The 17650-nt window shown below is 56.4% G+C and carries 18 protein-coding genes; 13 read left to right on the top strand and 5 right to left on the bottom strand.

Annotated elements, in window-relative coordinates; all coding sequences use genetic code 11:
* Positions 1-46: 46 nt before the first annotated feature.
* Both N2K86_RS11235 and N2K86_RS11240 read right to left on the bottom strand, forming a co-directional pair.
* Positions 47-1258, bottom strand: coding sequence for a diguanylate phosphodiesterase (locus tag N2K86_RS11235; protein ID WP_260661592.1), 1212 nt, complete (start codon positions 1256-1258; stop codon positions 47-49).
* 87 nt (positions 1259-1345) lie between these two features.
* Positions 1346-2821: an alpha/beta hydrolase gene (locus N2K86_RS11240; protein WP_260661593.1), complete on the bottom strand. Its 1476-nt coding sequence runs from the start codon at positions 2819-2821 to the stop codon at positions 1346-1348.
* 267 nt (positions 2822-3088) lie between these two features.
* Between N2K86_RS11240 and N2K86_RS11245 the strand changes: the two genes are divergently transcribed.
* The 7 genes from N2K86_RS11245 to N2K86_RS11275 are packed head-to-tail and all read left to right on the top strand — an operon-like array spanning position 3089 to position 9923.
* Positions 3089-3943: a MurR/RpiR family transcriptional regulator gene (locus tag N2K86_RS11245; RefSeq protein WP_260661594.1), complete on the top strand. Its 855-nt coding sequence runs from the start codon at positions 3089-3091 to the stop codon at positions 3941-3943.
* Positions 3944-3955: 12 nt separating this feature from the next.
* Positions 3956-4531, top strand: coding sequence for a D-alanyl-D-alanine dipeptidase (gene ddpX / locus N2K86_RS11250; RefSeq protein ID WP_260661595.1), 576 nt, complete (start codon positions 3956-3958; stop codon positions 4529-4531).
* A 15-nt stretch (positions 4532-4546) separates the two neighbouring features.
* Positions 4547-6079: an ABC transporter substrate-binding protein gene (locus N2K86_RS11255; RefSeq protein ID WP_260661596.1), complete on the top strand. Its 1533-nt coding sequence runs from the start codon at positions 4547-4549 to the stop codon at positions 6077-6079.
* A gap of 23 nt (positions 6080-6102) precedes the next feature.
* The gene (locus tag N2K86_RS11260) at positions 6103-7125 is read left to right on the top strand and encodes an ABC transporter permease (RefSeq protein ID WP_260661597.1); all 1023 of its coding nucleotides are present in this window, start codon (positions 6103-6105) and stop codon (positions 7123-7125) included.
* Complete coding sequence (gene ddpC / locus N2K86_RS11265; protein ID WP_260661598.1) at positions 7122-8015, top strand: D,D-dipeptide ABC transporter permease; 894 nt, start codon at positions 7122-7124, stop codon at positions 8013-8015. Before N2K86_RS11260 ends, ddpC begins: the two co-directional genes overlap by 4 nt.
* On the top strand, positions 8015-9001 hold the full coding sequence (locus tag N2K86_RS11270; protein ID WP_260661599.1) for an ABC transporter ATP-binding protein: 987 nt from the start codon (positions 8015-8017) through the stop codon (positions 8999-9001). The genes ddpC and N2K86_RS11270 overlap by 1 nt, the downstream gene beginning before the upstream one ends.
* Positions 8994-9923 (top strand): ABC transporter ATP-binding protein, encoded by a 930-nt coding sequence (locus N2K86_RS11275; protein WP_260661600.1) that lies wholly within the window; start codon positions 8994-8996, stop codon positions 9921-9923. The genes N2K86_RS11270 and N2K86_RS11275 overlap by 8 nt, the downstream gene beginning before the upstream one ends.
* On the opposite strand, the gene N2K86_RS11280 is transcribed toward N2K86_RS11275, so the two are convergent.
* Positions 9920-10669 carry an SDR family oxidoreductase gene (locus tag N2K86_RS11280; protein WP_260661601.1) on the bottom strand — a complete coding sequence of 250 codons (750 nt, stop codon included), beginning with the start codon at positions 10667-10669 and terminating at the stop codon, positions 9920-9922. The genes N2K86_RS11275 and N2K86_RS11280 overlap by 4 nt on opposite strands.
* Before the next feature lie 117 nt (positions 10670-10786).
* Between N2K86_RS11280 and N2K86_RS11285 the strand changes: the two genes are divergently transcribed.
* A complete protein-coding gene (locus tag N2K86_RS11285; protein WP_260661602.1) occupies positions 10787-11692 on the top strand; it encodes a LysR family transcriptional regulator in 906 nt (301 codons plus the stop codon).
* Between the two features lie 24 nt (positions 11693-11716).
* Here N2K86_RS11285 and N2K86_RS11290 read toward each other — a convergent pair whose 3' ends face one another.
* The gene (locus N2K86_RS11290; RefSeq protein WP_108417415.1) at positions 11717-12145 is read right to left on the bottom strand and encodes an OsmC family protein; all 429 of its coding nucleotides are present in this window, start codon (positions 12143-12145) and stop codon (positions 11717-11719) included.
* Positions 12146-12260: 115 nt separating this feature from the next.
* Between N2K86_RS11290 and N2K86_RS11295 the strand changes: the two genes are divergently transcribed.
* Positions 12261-13220 carry a hypothetical protein gene (locus N2K86_RS11295; protein ID WP_260661603.1) on the top strand — a complete coding sequence of 320 codons (960 nt, stop codon included), beginning with the start codon at positions 12261-12263 and terminating at the stop codon, positions 13218-13220.
* Here N2K86_RS11295 and N2K86_RS11300 read toward each other — a convergent pair whose 3' ends face one another.
* Entirely contained in the window at positions 13221-14117 is an 897-nt protein-coding gene (locus tag N2K86_RS11300) for a LysR family transcriptional regulator (protein ID WP_260661604.1), read from the bottom strand.
* Positions 14118-14228: 111 nt separating this feature from the next.
* On the opposite strand from N2K86_RS11300, the gene N2K86_RS11305 reads away from it, so the two are divergent.
* From N2K86_RS11305 to N2K86_RS11320, 4 genes are all read left to right on the top strand, one after another.
* Positions 14229-15080: a Vmh family MBL fold metallo-hydrolase gene (locus tag N2K86_RS11305; protein WP_260661605.1), complete on the top strand. Its 852-nt coding sequence runs from the start codon at positions 14229-14231 to the stop codon at positions 15078-15080.
* Positions 15081-15310: 230 nt separating this feature from the next.
* A complete protein-coding gene (gene bdm / locus N2K86_RS11310; RefSeq protein WP_260661606.1) occupies positions 15311-15526 on the top strand; it encodes a biofilm-dependent modulation protein in 216 nt (71 codons plus the stop codon).
* A gap of 95 nt (positions 15527-15621) precedes the next feature.
* A complete protein-coding gene (gene sra, locus N2K86_RS11315; RefSeq protein WP_008501714.1) occupies positions 15622-15759 on the top strand; it encodes a stationary-phase-induced ribosome-associated protein in 138 nt (45 codons plus the stop codon).
* A 176-nt stretch (positions 15760-15935) separates the two neighbouring features.
* Positions 15936-17633 carry an NAD-dependent malic enzyme gene (locus tag N2K86_RS11320; protein ID WP_028013235.1) on the top strand — a complete coding sequence of 566 codons (1698 nt, stop codon included), beginning with the start codon at positions 15936-15938 and terminating at the stop codon, positions 17631-17633.
* Positions 17634-17650: the final 17 nt, after the last annotated feature.

The raw sequence follows: 17650 nt of genomic DNA on the forward strand, positions 1-17650 counted from the left end.
GGCATGAGGGGGAAATAGCCGAGGAGGAATTGTATGGAATGCGTGATCAACGCGTCATATGCGGCCAATTAATATCAGACACGCCATTCAGCTGTGGGCGGGCAAACAAAAAGCCCTGAAAACGGCGTATTCCGGCAGACTCAAGCCAGAACCACTCTTCGAGCTTCTCGATGCCTTCAGCCACCAGGGAAATTTCAAGGTCGGTACAGCAGCTAATGATTGAGCGCACAATCGCCTGCTTCGGACCGCTCAGGTGAATATTGCTGACAATCTCCCGGTCGATTTTAATCTTATCCGGCTGGAACCGGGTCAGCAGAGAAAGTCCGGCATAGCCAGAGCCAAAATCGTCGATGGCCAGACCAATCCCTTCTGCACGCAGCTGTTTAATGGCGCTGTTAAACTTATTGAAACCGGAAATCATCTCGTTTTCGGTCACTTCGATGATGACCTGTTCAGGCTGTAAACCGTACCTGTAAATCTGTTCAACCAGAAACTCAACCGCGCCAGGCACATTCACCAGCGACATTGGCAGCAGGTTCACTGCAATTTTGTGACTCCCGATCCTCAGTTTTTCGGCCAGCGCAAAGGCATAGGCTTTGGTTTGCAGATCGACCTCGTAAATCTTATCCGGATCGAGAGCATTGAAGAAATGCTCCGGGCTTCCGCCGTCATTTCCGCGAATCAGCGCTTCAAAAGAGCTAATTTTGCCTTCCGAGGGCTCGACAATCGGCTGAAGGGCAAACTGGCAGGGTTGATCGGCAAACAGCCCCAGGGCGGGACTAAAAGAGGTGCTCTCGCGGGAAAGCGTCCATTTCTCCGGTTCGTAGTGTGAGCCAGACGATGTCGATTTATTGCCGGTGATAAACGACTGGATAAATTTGAACACCCGATCGTCAGATGTCAGATAACTCTCGAGCTTGCTGTAATGCAGAACCGATTCCAGAACCTCTTTCTGCGACTGGATTTGCAGATCAAACAGCAGCATACCGACGTTGTCGAAACGTCGGCGCGGACCGTAATCACGCATGAGCTCCACCACGCCTGCATGCCGTTTATCTTCACGGATCTTATGGAAGAGTTTCACCACGCTCTCCTCCTTCCCTTCGAGGATTTGCAGAATTTCGCTTCCGTTTGAGAGAAGAATACCGGTGATGTTCTCCCCCGTATTACGGATCCTGGCCTTTTCAACCAGCGCGCTGAGCTCCGCAGAGCTGCAGGATAAATTCAACTGGCTTCGATAAATAAGGGTAGTAAGCACAGAATCGGGTCCGAATTTGAGGTAAACGTCTGGAAGTTATTGTTTAACATACTTCCCCCTTGCGGCCTAATTTATTCATTAAACCAATTAATGCCCGTCGATGCGCCTGTTAATCCGCTCCTGCATGTAGTCGTAAAATGGATTCGACGTGACACGCATGAGCGCATCCTTCCCAACGCTAAGAACCGAAGTCTCACCCCACAGCGCAATGGTCCCCAGGCTGATGCCATAGCGGTTTTTGACCTCCGGATGACGGCCATACAGGTCATCTTCGGGAGGAAACGGGATGGCCACATGCGAGAGAGAATAGACCTCTTGTGGATACGAAGTGGAAAGCGGAACGACCGTTTCACGCGTACTCTCTGCAGGCGTAATCTTAGCAACCGTGTCATTACTGTTTGTCCTGCGGTTGGTTACCACAGTGACACTGTAACGTCTTTTTGCCACAGGCAGGAGATCGGCAAGCGCTGTCCATGAGGAGGGTTTAAACAACGGGCGGAAACTTGCCGCCTGGTTGATATCAAATACCACCAGTTCACTGCCGTTTGCCGGAAGCTGGTCAAACAGCTCCGTCACCACCGCCCGTGTACTGACCGTAGAATCCATGATGGACTGAAACGCAATCGCAGGCGCGAGCTGGGCGAGGCGGTGGTTCTGTGCATCGTGGCTAAGCTGCTGCTGCAACGCCTGCGTCAGTAACCACGACTGTCGCGCCGCATTTACCGGAAACGAATTATATTTGTAAGGGTTATATTCTGGGGCAATGTTGAGCCACGCGGCTTTGGCAAATGCCGGTAACATCGCGGGTAACCCGGCGAATCCGGCAAAACGGGCGAATGCCGTGACGCCAATCATGGGTGACAGCAGAACCAGTTGCTGAGGTTTACGCAACGTCGGGGCGTCGAGCGCATCAAGGGCATACTTCATGGCCAGTGCCCCGCCGTTGGAATACCCCACCAGGTGCAGCGGCACCGCATCACCCGCCAGACGCGTCGCTTCACGTACGGCAAGCCGGGTTGCCGCCAGCCACATCTCCCAGTCGACATCCGTTAACGCACCGGGCGCGGTGCCATGACCGGGCAGGCGCGGAACGACGGCGACAAAGCCGTGCTGCTGATAGTTAACTGCAAGGTGTTTTACGCTGTAAGGCGAATCCGTCAGTCCGTGGAGCAGCACCACCGCCCCGCGCGGCTTCCCTTCCGGCATCAGCACAAATGAACGGTTGGCATCGGGTGAAAACTGTCCGGGCCACACCAGGCTCTGGCGGTTGTAGCGATTGAGGGGGGTCTGCTCTTCTGCTTCCGTTGTGGCCGTCACCTCTTTTTCAAGCGCGTTGAAAATGGCGTTTTCGCGGGCCAGGTACTGGGCGAAATTTGCCTTGTCCATCTCTTGTACAGACATTTCATCCGCGCGCCAGGTGTGCCAGCGGTGGAGTTCCGGGCCCTGCTGCGAGAGATAAACCCGCACGGCGAGCAGTACAAACAGAATAATCCCCAATACCAGGATACATTTCTTTGCGAACGCGATCAGCCGCACGCTGACACGCCAGGGCCAATTCGCCATGCCGATTTTCCTTTCCAGCTCAGTGTCCTTCAATCTTAACAAAAATGTGAGGTCACTGACGTATTCACCAAAATCATTCTTCTCCGCTTCGGCCTATGCACCAAAAGTGAACTACGCTGCACAAATGTTGATCATTAGTTAAATAAATATTGCATTAACTTTGCTGCATAGCGGGTTTTACCCCCACTGTGAACATGGCACGCGTCCTGCATTGTTAATCAGGTAACAAAATATCGGCAATTGACAGCCAGTTAACAGCGAGGCGGTATGACGACACAACCCGAAGTGCTGAGCCGTATCGAAGCGACCTTCAGTCAGCTCACGCCAAGCGAAAAGCGAGTGGCGAGCTGGATGCTGGCGCACGCCGCGCAGATCCCCTTTGAAACGGCAGAAAGCGTGGCGCTGATTACCGGGACCAGCGGGATCACCGTCGGGCGTTTCCTGCGCAAGCTGGGCTACCGCAATCTTGACGATGCCAAAAAAAGCCTGCGCGACCCTTATCAGCCCTGGGGCATGAACGAGCGCCTTGACTCGTGGCAGCAGCAGCAACCGCTGTCGGACCGCGTTCAGCATTCGCTTTCACTGGAAATCGACGCGATTACGCAGGTATACCAGCTGGCGCAAAGCGAGGTCTTCAGACAGGTAGTCCATCAGCTTGCCCGTGCAGACGCGGTATTTGTGCTGGGTATTCAGTCAACGCGCGGGATCGCCAATGCATTCTTCAGCCATCTGGAATATCTGCGCCCGCGCGTGAGCTACTCAGAAGGGTTATCTGGCAGTTGGGTGGAGTCCCTGAACTCCGGGTTTGCGAACCCCTATGTGGTGCTGACCGATACCCGTGCCTACTCCGCTATCGCCCGTCAGTACTGTCGCGTCGCGAGTGAAAAAGGCATTCCGATGGCGCTCATTACCGATATCTGGTGTCCATGGGCGCGGGATTACCCCATCGATTTGCTGCAGGTGAAAACCGATACCGGGCACTTCTGGGATTCACTTGCCCCCGTCAGTTGCCTGTTCAACCTGCTGCTCTCGGGCGTAGTGGAAGCACTGGGTGAAGCGCTGCCGGAACGCCTCGCGGTAAACCGTCAGCTACAACAAGAGTTTGGTCAATTCGAACGCTAAAGGAGTGGATCAATGTCCGACGAGTATCAACTGGTTGATGTGGCGAAGACGTTTCCCGCGCTGCATATCGATCTTAAATACGCCACCGCTGACAACATCACCGGCAGGCCGATTTATCAGGAAGCGCGGTGCTTGCTGCATACCGATGCGGCTACCGCGTTAGCGAAATCAATCGGTATTGCTACCCTGGCAGGACTGAAACTGGTGGTCTATGACGCCTACCGCCCACAAGAAGCTCAGGCGCAGCTGTGGGATGCCTGTCCGAACCCGGAATACGTGGTTGATGTGGCCATTGGCTCGAACCACAGCCGGGGGACCGCCATCGACGTCACCTTGATGGATGAACGGGGTAACGTGCTGGATATGGGCGCCGGGTTTGACGAAATGCACGACCGCTCGCATCCGTATCACCCTTCCGTACCGCCGCAGGCACAGCGCAACCGCCTGCTGCTCAACGCCATTATGTTTGGCGGCGGATTCGTGGGCATCAGCAGCGAATGGTGGCATTTCGAGCTGCCAAACGCCGCGGGCTACCCGCTGTTAGACGATCAATTCCCCTGTTTTTCGACCACACACGCTGCACGTTAATACTGGAGCCCGGCCATGAAAAAAACGCTTCTGACCACGCTGATCGCCGCTACGCTGGCGTTAACTTCTACCGCTGCACTGGCAGCCGTCCCCAAAGATATGCTGGTGATTGGCAAGGCGGCCGACCCGCAAACTCTCGACCCGGCGGTGACGATTGATAACAACGACTGGACGGTCACCTACCCGTCCTACCAACGTCTGGTGAAGTACAAGCCGGGCACGACCGAGGTAGAAGGCGATCTGTCGACGGGCTGGAAAGCGTCCGACGACCAGAGAGAGTGGACATTTACCCTGACGGACAACGCCCGATTCTCCGACGGTACGCCGGTCACCGCCGAGGCGGTCAAGCTATCCTTCGAACGCCTGCTTAAAATCGGTCAGGGTCCGTCGGAAGCTTTCCCGAAAGATCTCAAGATTGATGCGGTCGATGCGCACACGGTGAAATTTACCCTCAGTCAGCCGTTTGCCCCGTTCCTCTATACGCTGGCGAACGACGGTGCCTCCATCATTAACCCGGCAGCCCTGAAAGCCAATGCCGCCGACGATGCACGCGGTTTTCTGGCACAGAACACGGCGGGATCTGGCCCGTTTATGCTGAAAAGCTGGCAGAAAGGCCAGCAGCTGGTGCTGGTACCGAACCCACACTGGCAGGGCAACAAGCCGCACTTTAAGCGCGTGTCAGTGAAGATCATTGGCGAGAGCGCATCGCGCCGCCTGCAGCTTTCCCGTGGCGATCTGGACATCGCCGATGCTCTGCCGGTGGATCAGCTTTCCGCCCTCAAGCAGGAAGGCAAAGTGACCGTCGCGGAATACCCGTCCCTGCGCGTGACCTATCTCTATCTTAACAACAGCAAAGCGCCGATGAACCAGGCTGATTTACGCCGGGCAGTCTCCTGGGCGACGGACTATCAGGGGATGGTGAAAGGTATTCTGAGCGGCAACGGCAAACAGATGCGCGGCCCGATCCCGGACGGCATGTGGGGCTATGACGCCACCGCCATGCAGTACAGCTTTGACGAGGCCAAAGCCAAAGCGGCGCTGGAAAAAGTGAAAGATAAACCCGCCAGCCTGACGTTCCTCTATTCCGACAACGATCCGAACTGGGAGCCGATTGCCCTCTCCACCCAGGCGAGCCTCGGCAAGCTCGGGATTAACGTCAAGCTGGAGAAACTGGCCAACGCCACCATGCGCGACCGCGTGGGCAAAGGCGATTACGACATTGCCATCGGCAACTGGAGCCCGGACTTTGCCGACCCGTATATGTTCATGAACTACTGGTTCGAATCGGACAAGAAAGGGCTGCCGGGCAACCGCTCGTTCTATGAGAACAAAGAGGTCGATGCCCTGCTTCAGGCGGCGCTGAAAACCACTGACCAGGCCGAGCGCACCAAAGATTACCAGCAGGCGCAAAACGTGGTGATTGACGAGGCGGCCTACGTTTATCTGTTCCAGAAAAACTACCAGCTGGCGATGAACAAAGAGGTCAAAGGCTTCACCTTTAATCCGATGCTTGAGCAGGTGTTCAACATCGCCACCATGAGCAAGTAGCGGCTCTCGCCGGGGGAAAATGTATGACGTTCTGGAGCATTTTGCGCCAGCGCTGCTGGGGGTTAATCCTGGTGGTGGCCGGTGTCTGTATTATTACGTTTGTTATTTCACACATGATCCCCGGCGATCCGGCCCGCCTGCTGGCCGGTGACCGCGCCAGCGACGAAATGGTCCAGAGCATCCGCCAGCAGCTGGGGCTGGACCAGCCGCTCTGGGTCCAGTTTGGTCGCTACGTAGACGCGCTGGCGCACGGTGATTTAGGCACCTCCATCCGCACGGGGCGGCCGGTGGCGGAAGATTTGAAGGCCTTTTTTCCCGCCACGCTGGAACTGGCCTTTTGCTCCCTGCTGCTGGCGCTGGTGATTGGCGTGCCGCTGGGCATTTTATCCGCGGTCTATCGTAACCGCTGGCTGGATCATCTGGTGCGGCTGATGGCGATGACCGGCATTTCCACGCCCGCGTTTTGGCTGGGTCTGGGGGTGATTGTGCTGTTTTACGGACAGCTGCAGATCCTGCCCGGCGGCGGCAGGCTGGACGACTGGCTCGATCCGCCCGCGCACGTGACTGGGTTTTACCTGCTGGATGCGCTACTGGAGGGCAACGGCGAGGTGTTCTTCAATGCGCTGCAGCACCTGATTTTACCCTCGCTAACCCTGGCGTTTGTTCACCTTGGCATTGTGGCGCGACAGGTACGCTCGGCAATGCTGGAGCAGCTCAGCGAGGATTACATCCGCACCGCCCGCGCCAGCGGCCTGCCGGGCTGGTACATCGTCCTGCGCTATGCTCTGCCCAATGCGATGATCCCGTCGATTACCGTGCTCGGGCTGGCGCTGGGCGATCTGCTTTACGGTGCGGTGCTGACCGAAACCGTCTTTGCCTGGCCGGGAATGGGTGCCTGGGTGGTGACCTCTATTCAGGCGCTGGATTTTCCGGCTGTAATGGGCTTTGCGGTGGTGGTATCGCTGGCGTATGTCTTCGTCAATCTGGTGGTGGATCTGCTTTATCTGTGGATTGACCCACGAATCGGGCGCGGAGGTGCCGAATGATGTTAACCCAGGAAACATCCGTCCCCGTAAAACCCGCGAAACAGCGCATCAACTGGGCAAAGCTGTTCTGGATGCTGCGCCAAAGCCCGCTCACGCTGATTGGCGGCGTGATTATGCTGCTGATGCTGGCGCTAATGGTGACATCACCGTGGATCGTACCGCACGACCCTAACGCGCTCGACCTGACCGCACGCCTGCAGGCACCGTCTGCGCAACACTGGTTTGGCACCGATGAAGTGGGCCGCGATCTGTTCAGCCGGGTGCTGATTGGCAGCCAGCAATCCATTACCGCAGGGTTAGCCGTAGTGGCGATCGCGGGCGGTATTGGCTCGCTGCTCGGCTGTTTGTCCGGCGTGCTGGGCGGACGCGGTGACGCTATTATCATGCGGATCATGGACATTATGCTCTCCATCCCTTCGCTGGTGCTGACGATGGCGCTGGCCGCCGCGCTCGGCCCGAGCCTGTTTAACGCCATGCTGGCGATTGCGATTGTGCGCATTCCGTTTTATGTCCGTCTGGCGCGGGGGCAAACGCTGGTGGTGCGCCAGTTTACCTATGTGCAGGCCGCACGCACCTTTGGCGCTTCGCGATGGCACTTGATCAGCTGGCACATCCTGCGCAACGCCCTGCCGCCGCTGATTGTGCAGGCCTCGCTGGATATCGGTAGCGCGATCCTGATGGCCGCCACGCTGGGCTTCATTGGTTTAGGCGCGCAGCAGCCCACCGCCGAATGGGGTGCGATGGTCGCCGTTGGCCGCAACTACGTGCTTGACCAGTGGTGGTACTGCGCCTTTCCGGGCGCGGCGATTCTGATCACCGCCGTCGGTTTTAACCTGTTTGGCGATGGGCTCCGCGACCTGCTGGATCCGAAATCGGGAGGAAAACAGTGATGAGTGATTCCGTTTTAGCGATAGAAGATTTACACCTGAGCTTCCCGATTTTTCGCGGTGACGTTCATGCGCTTAACCACGTCTCGCTGGAGATCAAACGTGGGGAGATCGTCGGCGTGGTGGGCGAATCCGGTTCGGGTAAATCGGTGACGGCGATGCTGGCGATGCGCCTGCTGCCGGAAGGCAGTTACCATATTCATCACGGAAAGGTCACTCTGCTGGGTGAAGACGTGCTGAACGCCACGGAAAAACAGCTTCGCCAGTGGCGCGGCGCGAAGGTGGCGATGATTTTTCAGGAGCCGATGACGGCGCTCAATCCCACCCGGCGCATCGGAAAACAGATGGTGGAGGTGATCCGCCAGCATCAGCCGCTCTCCCGGCGGGAGGCGCAGCAAAAAGCCATCAACCTGCTGGAGGAGATGCAAATTCCCGATGCGGCCAGAGTGATGGAGCGCTATCCGTTTGAGCTTTCCGGCGGCATGCGTCAGCGGGTGATGATTGCCCTTGCCTTCTCCTGCGAGCCGGAGCTGATCGTTGCGGATGAGCCAACCACCGCGCTGGATGTGACCGTCCAGCTGCAGGTGCTGCGGTTACTGAAGCATAAAGCACGCGCCAGCGGTACCTCGGTACTGTTTATTAGCCACGATATGGCGGTGGTGTCGCAGCTTTGTGACCGGATGTACGTGATGTATGCAGGGAGCGTGATAGAGAGCGGTGCCACGCAGACGTTAATTCATCATCCCGTTCATCCCTATTCCATCGGCCTGCTGCAGTGCGCACCGGAAAACGGCCAACCTCGCGATGTTCTTCCCGCCATTCCAGGTACGGTACCCAACCTTAGCCAGCTTCCGCGCGGGTGCGCATTTCGCGAGCGCTGTTTTGCCGCAGGCGCGAAATGCGGCGAAACGCCTCGCCTGATGCCCCATGGTGCTGAAGGTCAACAGGCGGCATGCTGGTATCTGCAACAGGAGGCACACCATGTCTGACATTCTGCTGGAACTGGCCAGCGTGCACGTGAACTTTACCGCGCGTAAAAACTGGCTTGGACGCGTTACCGAGCAGGTTCACGCCCTTAACGGGCTGGATCTTCAGCTCCATCGGGGAGAAACGCTGGGCATTGTCGGAGAGTCCGGCTGCGGCAAAAGCACGTTAGCGCAGCTGCTGATGGGGATGCTCAAACCCAGTACCGGCGTTTGCCAGCGGACGGACCATGCTGGGGATATGCAAATGGTGTTTCAGGATCCGCTCTCGTCCCTCGATCCGCGTTTGCCGGTCTGGCGGATTATCACCGAGCCGGTGTGGGTGCAAAAACGCAGCGGCGAACGTGAACGTCGCCAGCTTGCTGAGGACCTGGCGCTGCAGGTAGGGATTCGTCCGGAGTACCTCGATCGGCTCCCCCATGCGTTTTCGGGCGGCCAGCGCCAGCGTATCGCCATCGCCCGTGCGCTCTCCTCCGATCCCGACGTCATCGTGCTGGATGAACCCACAAGCGCACTGGATATCTCCGTGCAGGCGCAGATCCTCAATCTGCTGATCAAGCTACAGCAGCAGCGCAATCTCACTTATGTGCTGATCTCGCATAACGTCTCGGTGGTCCGGCACATGAGCGACCGCGTGGCGGTGATGTATCTGGGGCAAATCGTTGAGCTGGGAAGCGCCGCGCAGGTTCTGGGGGATCCCCTGCACCCTTATACACGGCTGCTGCTGGACTCCGTCCCGAAAACCGGCGTGCCGCTGGATGAGGCGCTGGCGCTGCGTAAAACGGACCTTCCCGGTAACCGCCATCTGCCTGAAGGGTGTTATTTTCTCGACCGCTGCCCGATGGCAACGCAGGGATGTGAACGCCCTCAGCCGTTACAGCCCTCTAGTGAGGGCCGGAACGTGCGCTGCTGGCGAAATGCAGGTTAGATTTGCGCCATCCCGCCATCGACAAACAGTTCGACAGCGTTAATAAAGCTGGCCGCATCGGAGGCCAGAAACGCCACCGCTTTTCCGACTTCTCCTGGAGCCCCTAAGCGTCCCAGCGGAACCTGAGCGGCCAGTGCGTCATATAACCCCTGGCGCTGCGCTTCCGGTACCAGGTCACCCAGTCCCGGAGTTTTGACTGGACCAGGGCTGACGACGTTGACGCGAATGCCCCGCCCCTGCAAATCCAGTGCCCAGGAGCGGGCAAAGTTACGCACGGCGGCTTTACTTGCGCTGTACACGCTGAAGTTGGCGGTCCCTTTCACCGACACGGTCGATCCCGTAAGGATAATGGATGAACCGGTGACCAACAGCGGCAGCGCTTTTTGTACCGTAAACAGTACGCCCCGCACGTTGGTGCCGAAGATCCGGTCAAACTGCTCTTCGGTAATGGCCCCGAGCGGCAGCATGTCCCCGCCGCCTGCGTTAGCAAACAGGATATCCAGATGACCTGCTTCCTGCGCAATTTGGGCGTAGATCCGGTCGAGATCGGCAAGTGAAGAGACGTCTGCACGGATACCCACAGCAGCGGCACCGACGTTGGCCACGGCGGCATCCAGCTCAGCCTGGCGGCGACCGGTGATATAAACTTTGGCACCCTGTGCCGCCAGCTCCTGCGCGGTTGCCAGACCAATACCTGTGCTGCCGCCGGTTACCAGTGCAATTTTTCCTGCGAGTGTTGTGTTCATTTTATTTACCTTTAATGAGGGAGTTGGGTTGAACACACTTTATCGCTGGCGTTATTGGTGAAAAATGGGCAAAAATGAAAATGACTATTCACACAGAGAAATAATCCGGGGGATCGCATGGATCAATTACTGGCGATGCGGGCGTTTACGCGAGTCGTCGAATCCGGCAGCTTCACGCGTGCGGCAGATTCTCTGAACATGCCGATCGCCACCCTGAGTAAACTGGTCAAATCGCTGGAAAAGCATCTGGAAACGAGGCTGCTGCACCGGACGACCCGCCGCGTCGTGACGACGCAGGAGGGGACCGAATACTATGAAAAAGCCCTGCGGGTGCTGATTGATATTGAAGATATCGACACCTCGTTTCGTGCCTCATGTTGTACACCCAAAGGGCATTTGCGCATTGACGTCGGCGGCTCCACCGCCCGCGACGTGCTGATCCCCCTTCTGCCGGACTTTATGCAGCGGTATCCGGATATTCGCATCGATCTGGGCGTGGCTGACCGCCCGGTAGATTTGATAGGCGGAAACGTGGACTGCGTCATTCGCGGTGGCCCGCTCGATGATTCGACGCTGATTGCCCGACATATCGGAGAGGCGGAAAGGGTGACCTGTGCATCACCCGATTATTTGAAGCGTCACGGCATCCCGGCGTACCCGCAAGAGCTGCGCAATGGCCACAAGCTGGTGAGCTATCTCTCACCCGTGACCGGACGGGCGTTTCCTTTTCGTTTCAGAGAAAACGACGAGGCGCTGGAAATCAGCGTGCCGCACTATCTTGGGGTGAACGAAAGCAATGCGCACCTGGCGGCGGCGGTCGCGGGGCTGGGAATTATTCAGACGTTTGGCTACGCGGCCCGTTCCGCTTTGAGAACCGGATCGTTAGTTGAAATCCTTCATGAATGGCGTCCTGCGGATTATCCTTTTCACGTGGTTTATCCGCAGAACCGGCATCTGACGCATCGCCTGCGGGCATTTATTGCGTGGCTGGGTGACGTGTTCCCGACAGCATTGAAGGGCTAGCCGGGCGGGCGCCCGGCTTTTGACTTAGTTGAGCTTATAATCCAGCGTGATTTCCGCTTTCAATACCTGCGATACCGGACAGCCCGCTTTGGCCTTCTGGATGATGCCGTCGAATTTCTGCGGGTCAATACCCGGTACGGTGACCTTACTGGTAAGCGCAATTTTCGTAATCGCAAAACCACCGTCGGTTTTATCCAGTGAGACATCCGCCGTGGTGTCAATGGAATCCGCGGTGAAGCCCGCTTCACCAATCATCAGCGACAGCGCCATTGAGAAACAGGCGGCGTGTGCTGCGCCAATCAACTCTTCCGGGTTCGTGCCTTTAGCGCCTTCAAAACGGGTGTTAAAGCCGTAAGGCTGTTGATTCAGGACGCCACTTTCCGTTGAAACCGTCCCTTTTCCTGATTTGATGTCACCAGACCAGTGTGCCGAACCGTGCTTATGAATCGTCATTCTTGCTCTCCTTTTGGCATACAAAGGGTTAAGTATAGACTATGCCTCTGGCACTCCCCTGAACCCAGACAATTCCGTAACTTACCTCTGCCCTACCGACAACAAGGATAAACAAATGACACTCAAAATCAGGATGGTCCTCGCGGTAACAACGCTTGCTATGTCGCTGTCTCTGCTGGCGAAGACGCCGGAAAACTTTATTTATACCAGTTCAGGCGATCTTGACGCGGCGTTCCCTCTTATTGCGCGAAGCGACATTGGCGGTGTGCAGATCGTCTACAGCTGGCGCGCGCTGGAGAAAGAGAAGGACAGCTATGACTTCTCGCAGATTGAACAGGATTTGGCGCGCCTCAAGGCCGCCAATAAAAAACTCTTTATTCAAATTCAGGATCGTTTTTTCGAAAAAGATGCCCGCTATGTTCCTGACTATCTGATGAAGGATAAGCAATATGGCGGCGGCATTGCGCCGCAGTTTGATAACCCAGGGGAAGGTAAGCCGGTTGGTTCGGGCTGGGTAGCGCAACAGTGGGATCCCGCCGTGCGCCAGCGGTATCAGGCGCTACTGGCGGCCATTGCTAAGCAATTTGATGGCCGGGTGTATGGCGTGAATCTCCCCGAAACGGCGATAGATCTTGACGAGAAAAAACCACCGAAGGGATTTTCATGTGATAACTACTTTGCCGGTGAAATGGAAAACCTGGCCTATGCGCGAAAGGCATTCAGCCAATCCCGTGTCGTGCAGTATGTCAACTTCTGGCCGTGCGAGTGGAATAACGATCGCAATTACATGGGACGCCTGTTTGCCTTCGCCAGCGCCAATAACATCGGCCTTGGCGGCCCGGATATCGTTCCCAACCGCAAGGCGCACATGAAAAACGCTTACCCTTTCTTCAATCAATACAAAGATAAACTGGCACTCGTCGCCATGGCCGTTCAGGAGCCTACCCTGACCTACCGCAACCCGGCGACCGGTAAACCGTTCACCAGGAATGAGTTTGTGCAGTTTGCAGAGAATTATCTCGGCGCTGATATCATCTTCTGGAGCACGTCATCCCCCTGGCTGAATGCGAAATAGCTATCCGTCCTGCCGGGCGTCGTTTGACAGATGACGCGCAATTTCGTCAAGAAAAACGCGCAGTGCTGCGGGCTGATATTCCCGGGACTGATAAATACCGTGGATGGCTAAGGTTTTGGGTTTCAGCCCGCTCAGCAACGGGACCAGCGTACCCTGCTCAATCGCGGTGTGTGCTTCCTGCTCTGGCAGCATCGCAATGCCGCAGTGCTTCTCTGCCGCATCCATCAACAATGATGAGATGCTGGCGCTGAGGTTGCCGCTTACGGCGACGCTGACGTTTTCCCCTTCCGGCGTCATGAAGTGCCACGACTGGCCTGCGAAAAAGCTGTAGTGCAGACAGTTGTGCTGCGCCAAATCATCCGCATGTACTGGCGTGCCGTGGGCAGCGAGATACTGCGGCGATGCACAGAGTACGGAGCAGCACTCCCCCAGCCTGCGGGCAATCATTCCCGGTTCCGGGTTATCCGTGATACGAATCGCCACGTCAATCCGCTCTCCGACAAGGCTTACCGGATGGTTGTTCACGTCCAGCTCAATACGCAGTTGCGGAAACCGGGACAGCAGATCGGGCAGCACCGGAGCGATTATGTGCATAGCGGTAAAATGCGCGCAGGCCACCCGCAGCGTGCCTGAAGGCAAATCTTTTGCCGACTGATCTTCAATTTCTTGCGACAGCTGCGAAAGCGTGCGCGTTTTTTGCAGCACCTTTTCCCCTGCCGCCGTCAGCGTTAGCTTGCGCGTCGAGCGGTTTACCAGCCGCGTTCCCGCCCACTTTTCCATCTGTTCCAGATAGCGACTGACCATTGGGCGAGAAATACCCAGCGCGCGGGCTGCCGCGCTCAGGCTCCCCAGCTCGCATATTCGGTTATAGACCTGAGCAGCAATAACGCGATCCATATAAGACTCCATTTGCTCGATTTATGAAACAAAGCATGTCTTGTTTCAGGAATTCTGGCAAATGCGAATATCCGTACAATAGCGATATTCCTGAACAACAGAGACAACAGCATGAAACTCACTCACCTTGCCCTGCTTTCCACTCTTTTCACTCCGGCTGTGTTTGCCGCGCCGTTGACCATTGATACCTATAACCCGCAGGAAAAAGGCATTTTTGCGGTCTCCTCCACGCTGGTCTCTGGCCCGAAAGAGGCGGTGCTGTTTGACGCGCAGTTCAGCGTGAAAGATGGCGAAGCGCTGGTAGAAAAAATCCGCAAAAGCGGGAAAACGCTGAACAAAATTGTGATCACCTCCGGCGATCCGGATTTCTATTTTGGCCTTCAGCCGCTGGTGAAAGCCTTCCCGAATGCCAAAGTGGTGGCCACCCAGCATGTGGTTGACCATATCAAAGCCACCAAAGACGCCAAGCTCGCCTTCTGGGGTCCGCAGATGAAAGACGGCGCGCCAACGGAGCTGGTCGTCCCGCAGGTGCTCGCGTCCACCACGTTTATGGTTGACGGAGAAAAGATCGATATTGAGGAGCCAGACAGCTACGCGGCCTATGTGTGGATTCCGTCAGCGAAGACTATCCTCGGCGGCACCGGCGTCTCCTGGGGCATTCACGTCTGGACAGCGGATACCCAAACGTCGGATCGTCGTCAGCAGTGGCGGGAAACCCTGGATAATATGGCCGCGCACAAGCCAGAGCGCGTGATCCCGGGCCACTACCTCGGCACGCCGCCAGCCGGAACCGGCGCTATCGACTTTACCCGCACGTATCTGCAGCAGTTTGAACAGGCATTGGCTAAGCATAAGGATTCTGCTGGCGTGATTGCCGCGATGAAAAAACAGCAGCCGGACCTGGCCGAAGTCAGTTCTCTTGAGTTAAGCGCTAAGGTGAATACCGGCGAAATGAAGTGGTAGGTTAACATCTGCTCCTGCTATATTTCCGTGATAGCAGGAGCAACGCGCAAATATCCGCCCACTCTCCCATTAATTTCCCCTCCTTTTTAAAAGCACATAAAAGCATGCACTTATGACTTTTTTAATTCTAAGATGAATCTTACACACAGCGCCGTAAATATTTGCCATTCTGAATGTGAATTATATTTTTGCACGCCGTAACATTAAACAGACAACGACACGGAGGCAGCATGTTTACTTATTACCCGGCAAATACTACAGCAGCACAACCGGAACTCGTTAACGCCATTGCGCAGGGTCTTCACGCCGAGCACGGTGCTGTGACTGAAGATGACATTTTGATGGAACTGACCAAGTGGGTGGAAACCACCGACAATGCCATCCTCAGTGACATCTACCAGCAGACCATTAACTATGTCGTTAGCGGGCGAAACGCACCTTTGTAAAAACCTGCTAAGCTGGATCTGCAACCTAAGGGGTTACATTTCGTTTGCGTAAGCAAACTTGTCCTTAAAACTATCAACAGGATTGAGGAGTTAACATGAAATCGAACCGTCAGGCACGCCATATTCTGGGACTGAACTACAAGCTTTCAAATCAGCGCAAAGTGGTGATTGAAGGCGACCACGAAACGCAAGTCACTCACGCCACCGGCAGAAAACGCCACGCGGGCAAGTAAGTTCCAGACTGAGATCCAGAACACCATCGGCAAAACCGATGGTGTTTTTGTTTATGTGTTGCGGTAATTAATATTTAGCTCCTTTATAATACCGCCCGACCGCACCCCGTAGCACAGGCCAGAAAGATGACAAACAGCAGTGTCAGGGACGGATCTTCAAATAAAGAGTGAGTGACATGGACAACAAACTGAAAAAACATCGTTCCTTATATATCCCTTATGCCGGCCCGGTTTTACTCGAATTCCCCCTGCTCAACAAAGGCAGCGCCTTCAGCATGGAAGAGCGCAGCAGCTTTAACCTGCTTGGCCTGCTGCCGGAAGTGGTTGAAACCATTGAAGAGCAGGCAGAGCGCGCGTGGATCCAGTATCAGGGCTTCAAAACCGAGATCGACAAACACATCTACCTGCGCAACATCCAGGACACCAACGAAACCCTCTTCTATCGCCTGGTGCAAAACCATCTCGAAGAGATGATGCCGGTGATCTACACCCCAACGGTGGGTGCGGCGTGCGAACGCTTCTCTGAGATCTACCGTCGCTCACGCGGCGTCTTTATCTCTTATCAGAACCGTCACAACATGGACGACATTCTGCAGAACGTGCCGAACCACAATATTAAAGTGATTGTGGTGACGGACGGGGAACGTATTCTCGGCCTCGGCGACCAGGGCATTGGCGGGATGGGGATCCCAATCGGTAAACTCTCTCTCTACACCGCCTGCGGCGGCATCAGCCCGGCGTACACCCTGCCGGTGGTGCTGGATGTCGGCACCAACAACCAGCAACTGTTGAACGATCCGCTGTACATGGGCTGGCGTCATCCGCGCATTACCGACGACGAGTACTATCAGTTTGTCGACGATTTCATTCAGGCCGTGAAGCACCGCTGGCCGGACGTTCTGCTGCAGTTTGAAGACTTTGCGCAGAAAAACGCGATGCCGCTGCTGAACCGCTATCGCGATGAGATCTGCTCCTTTAACGACGACATCCAGGGCACCGCAGCGGTGACCGTGGGTACGCTTATCGCCGCCAGCCGCGCAGCCGGCAGCCAGCTGAGCTACCAGAAAATCGTCTTCCTGGGCGCAGGCTCTGCGGGCTGCGGCATCGCCGAGCAGATTATCGCCCAGACGCAGCGCGAAGGCTTAAGCGAAGAGCTGGCCCGCTCCCGCGTCTTTATGGTGGACCGTTTCGGCCTGCTGACCGACGGTATGCCGAACCTGCTGCCGTTCCAGACCAAGCTGGTGCAGAAGCGCGAGAACCTGAAGAACTGGGACACCGACAACGAAGTGCTCTCCCTGCTGGACGTGGTGCGCAACGTGAAGCCGGATATTCTGATCGGCGTTTCCGGGCAAACCGGTCTCTTCACCGAAGAGATTATTCGCGAGATGCACAAGCACTGCGAGCGCCCTATCGTGATGCCGCTTTCTAACCCGACCTCCCGCGTGGAAGCGACGCCGCAGGACATCATCGCCTGGACCGAAGGTAACGCGCTGGTTGCCACCGGCAGCCCGTTCGATCCGGTGGTATGGAAGGATAAAACCTATCCGATCGCCCAGTGCAACAACTCCTATATCTTCCCGGGCATTGGTCTGGGCGTGATCGCCTCCGGCGCGTCCCGCATTACCGATGAGATGCTGATGTCAGCGAGCGAAACCCTTGCGGGCTATTCGCCGCTGGTCAACAACGGCGAAGGGCTGGTGCTGCCGGAACTGAAGGACATTCACAAGGTGTCGCGCGCTATCGCGTTTGCGGTGGGTAAAATGGCGCAGCAGCAGGGCGTGGCGGTGAAAACCTCTGCCGACGCGCTGCAGCAGGCTATCGATGATAACTTCTGGATGCCTGAATACCGCAGCTATCGCCGTACCTCGATTTAATTCTGCGCCCGAACCGT

It is taken from the genome of Enterobacter mori (assembly GCF_025244905.1).
Lineage (GTDB): Bacteria > Pseudomonadota > Gammaproteobacteria > Enterobacterales > Enterobacteriaceae > Enterobacter > Enterobacter mori_A.

Bases quoted from the DNA above. Each gene is read 5' to 3' on its own strand.
- N2K86_RS11240 (WP_260661593.1), bottom strand. From the start codon at position 2,821: ATGGCGAATTGGCCCTGGCGTGTCAGCGTGCGGCTGATCGCGTTCGCA.
- N2K86_RS11245 (WP_260661594.1), top strand. From the start codon at position 3,089: ATGACGACACAACCCGAAGTGCTGAGCCGTATCGAAGCGACCTTCAGT.
- ddpX (WP_260661595.1), top strand. From the start codon at position 3,956: ATGTCCGACGAGTATCAACTGGTTGATGTGGCGAAGACGTTTCCCGCG.
- N2K86_RS11255 (WP_260661596.1), top strand. From the start codon at position 4,547: ATGAAAAAAACGCTTCTGACCACGCTGATCGCCGCTACGCTGGCGTTA.
- N2K86_RS11260 (WP_260661597.1), top strand. From the start codon at position 6,103: ATGACGTTCTGGAGCATTTTGCGCCAGCGCTGCTGGGGGTTAATCCTG.
- ddpC (WP_260661598.1), top strand. From the start codon at position 7,122: ATGATGTTAACCCAGGAAACATCCGTCCCCGTAAAACCCGCGAAACAG.
- N2K86_RS11270 (WP_260661599.1), top strand. From the start codon at position 8,015: ATGAGTGATTCCGTTTTAGCGATAGAAGATTTACACCTGAGCTTCCCG.
- N2K86_RS11275 (WP_260661600.1), top strand. From the start codon at position 8,994: ATGTCTGACATTCTGCTGGAACTGGCCAGCGTGCACGTGAACTTTACC.
- N2K86_RS11280 (WP_260661601.1), bottom strand. From the start codon at position 10,669: ATGAACACAACACTCGCAGGAAAAATTGCACTGGTAACCGGCGGCAGC.
- N2K86_RS11285 (WP_260661602.1), top strand. From the start codon at position 10,787: ATGGATCAATTACTGGCGATGCGGGCGTTTACGCGAGTCGTCGAATCC.
- N2K86_RS11290 (WP_108417415.1), bottom strand. From the start codon at position 12,145: ATGACGATTCATAAGCACGGTTCGGCACACTGGTCTGGTGACATCAAA.
- N2K86_RS11295 (WP_260661603.1), top strand. From the start codon at position 12,261: ATGACACTCAAAATCAGGATGGTCCTCGCGGTAACAACGCTTGCTATG.
- N2K86_RS11300 (WP_260661604.1), bottom strand. From the start codon at position 14,117: ATGGATCGCGTTATTGCTGCTCAGGTCTATAACCGAATATGCGAGCTG.
- N2K86_RS11305 (WP_260661605.1), top strand. From the start codon at position 14,229: ATGAAACTCACTCACCTTGCCCTGCTTTCCACTCTTTTCACTCCGGCT.
- bdm (WP_260661606.1), top strand. From the start codon at position 15,311: ATGTTTACTTATTACCCGGCAAATACTACAGCAGCACAACCGGAACTC.
- sra (WP_008501714.1), top strand. From the start codon at position 15,622: ATGAAATCGAACCGTCAGGCACGCCATATTCTGGGACTGAACTACAAG.
- N2K86_RS11320 (WP_028013235.1), top strand. From the start codon at position 15,936: ATGGACAACAAACTGAAAAAACATCGTTCCTTATATATCCCTTATGCC.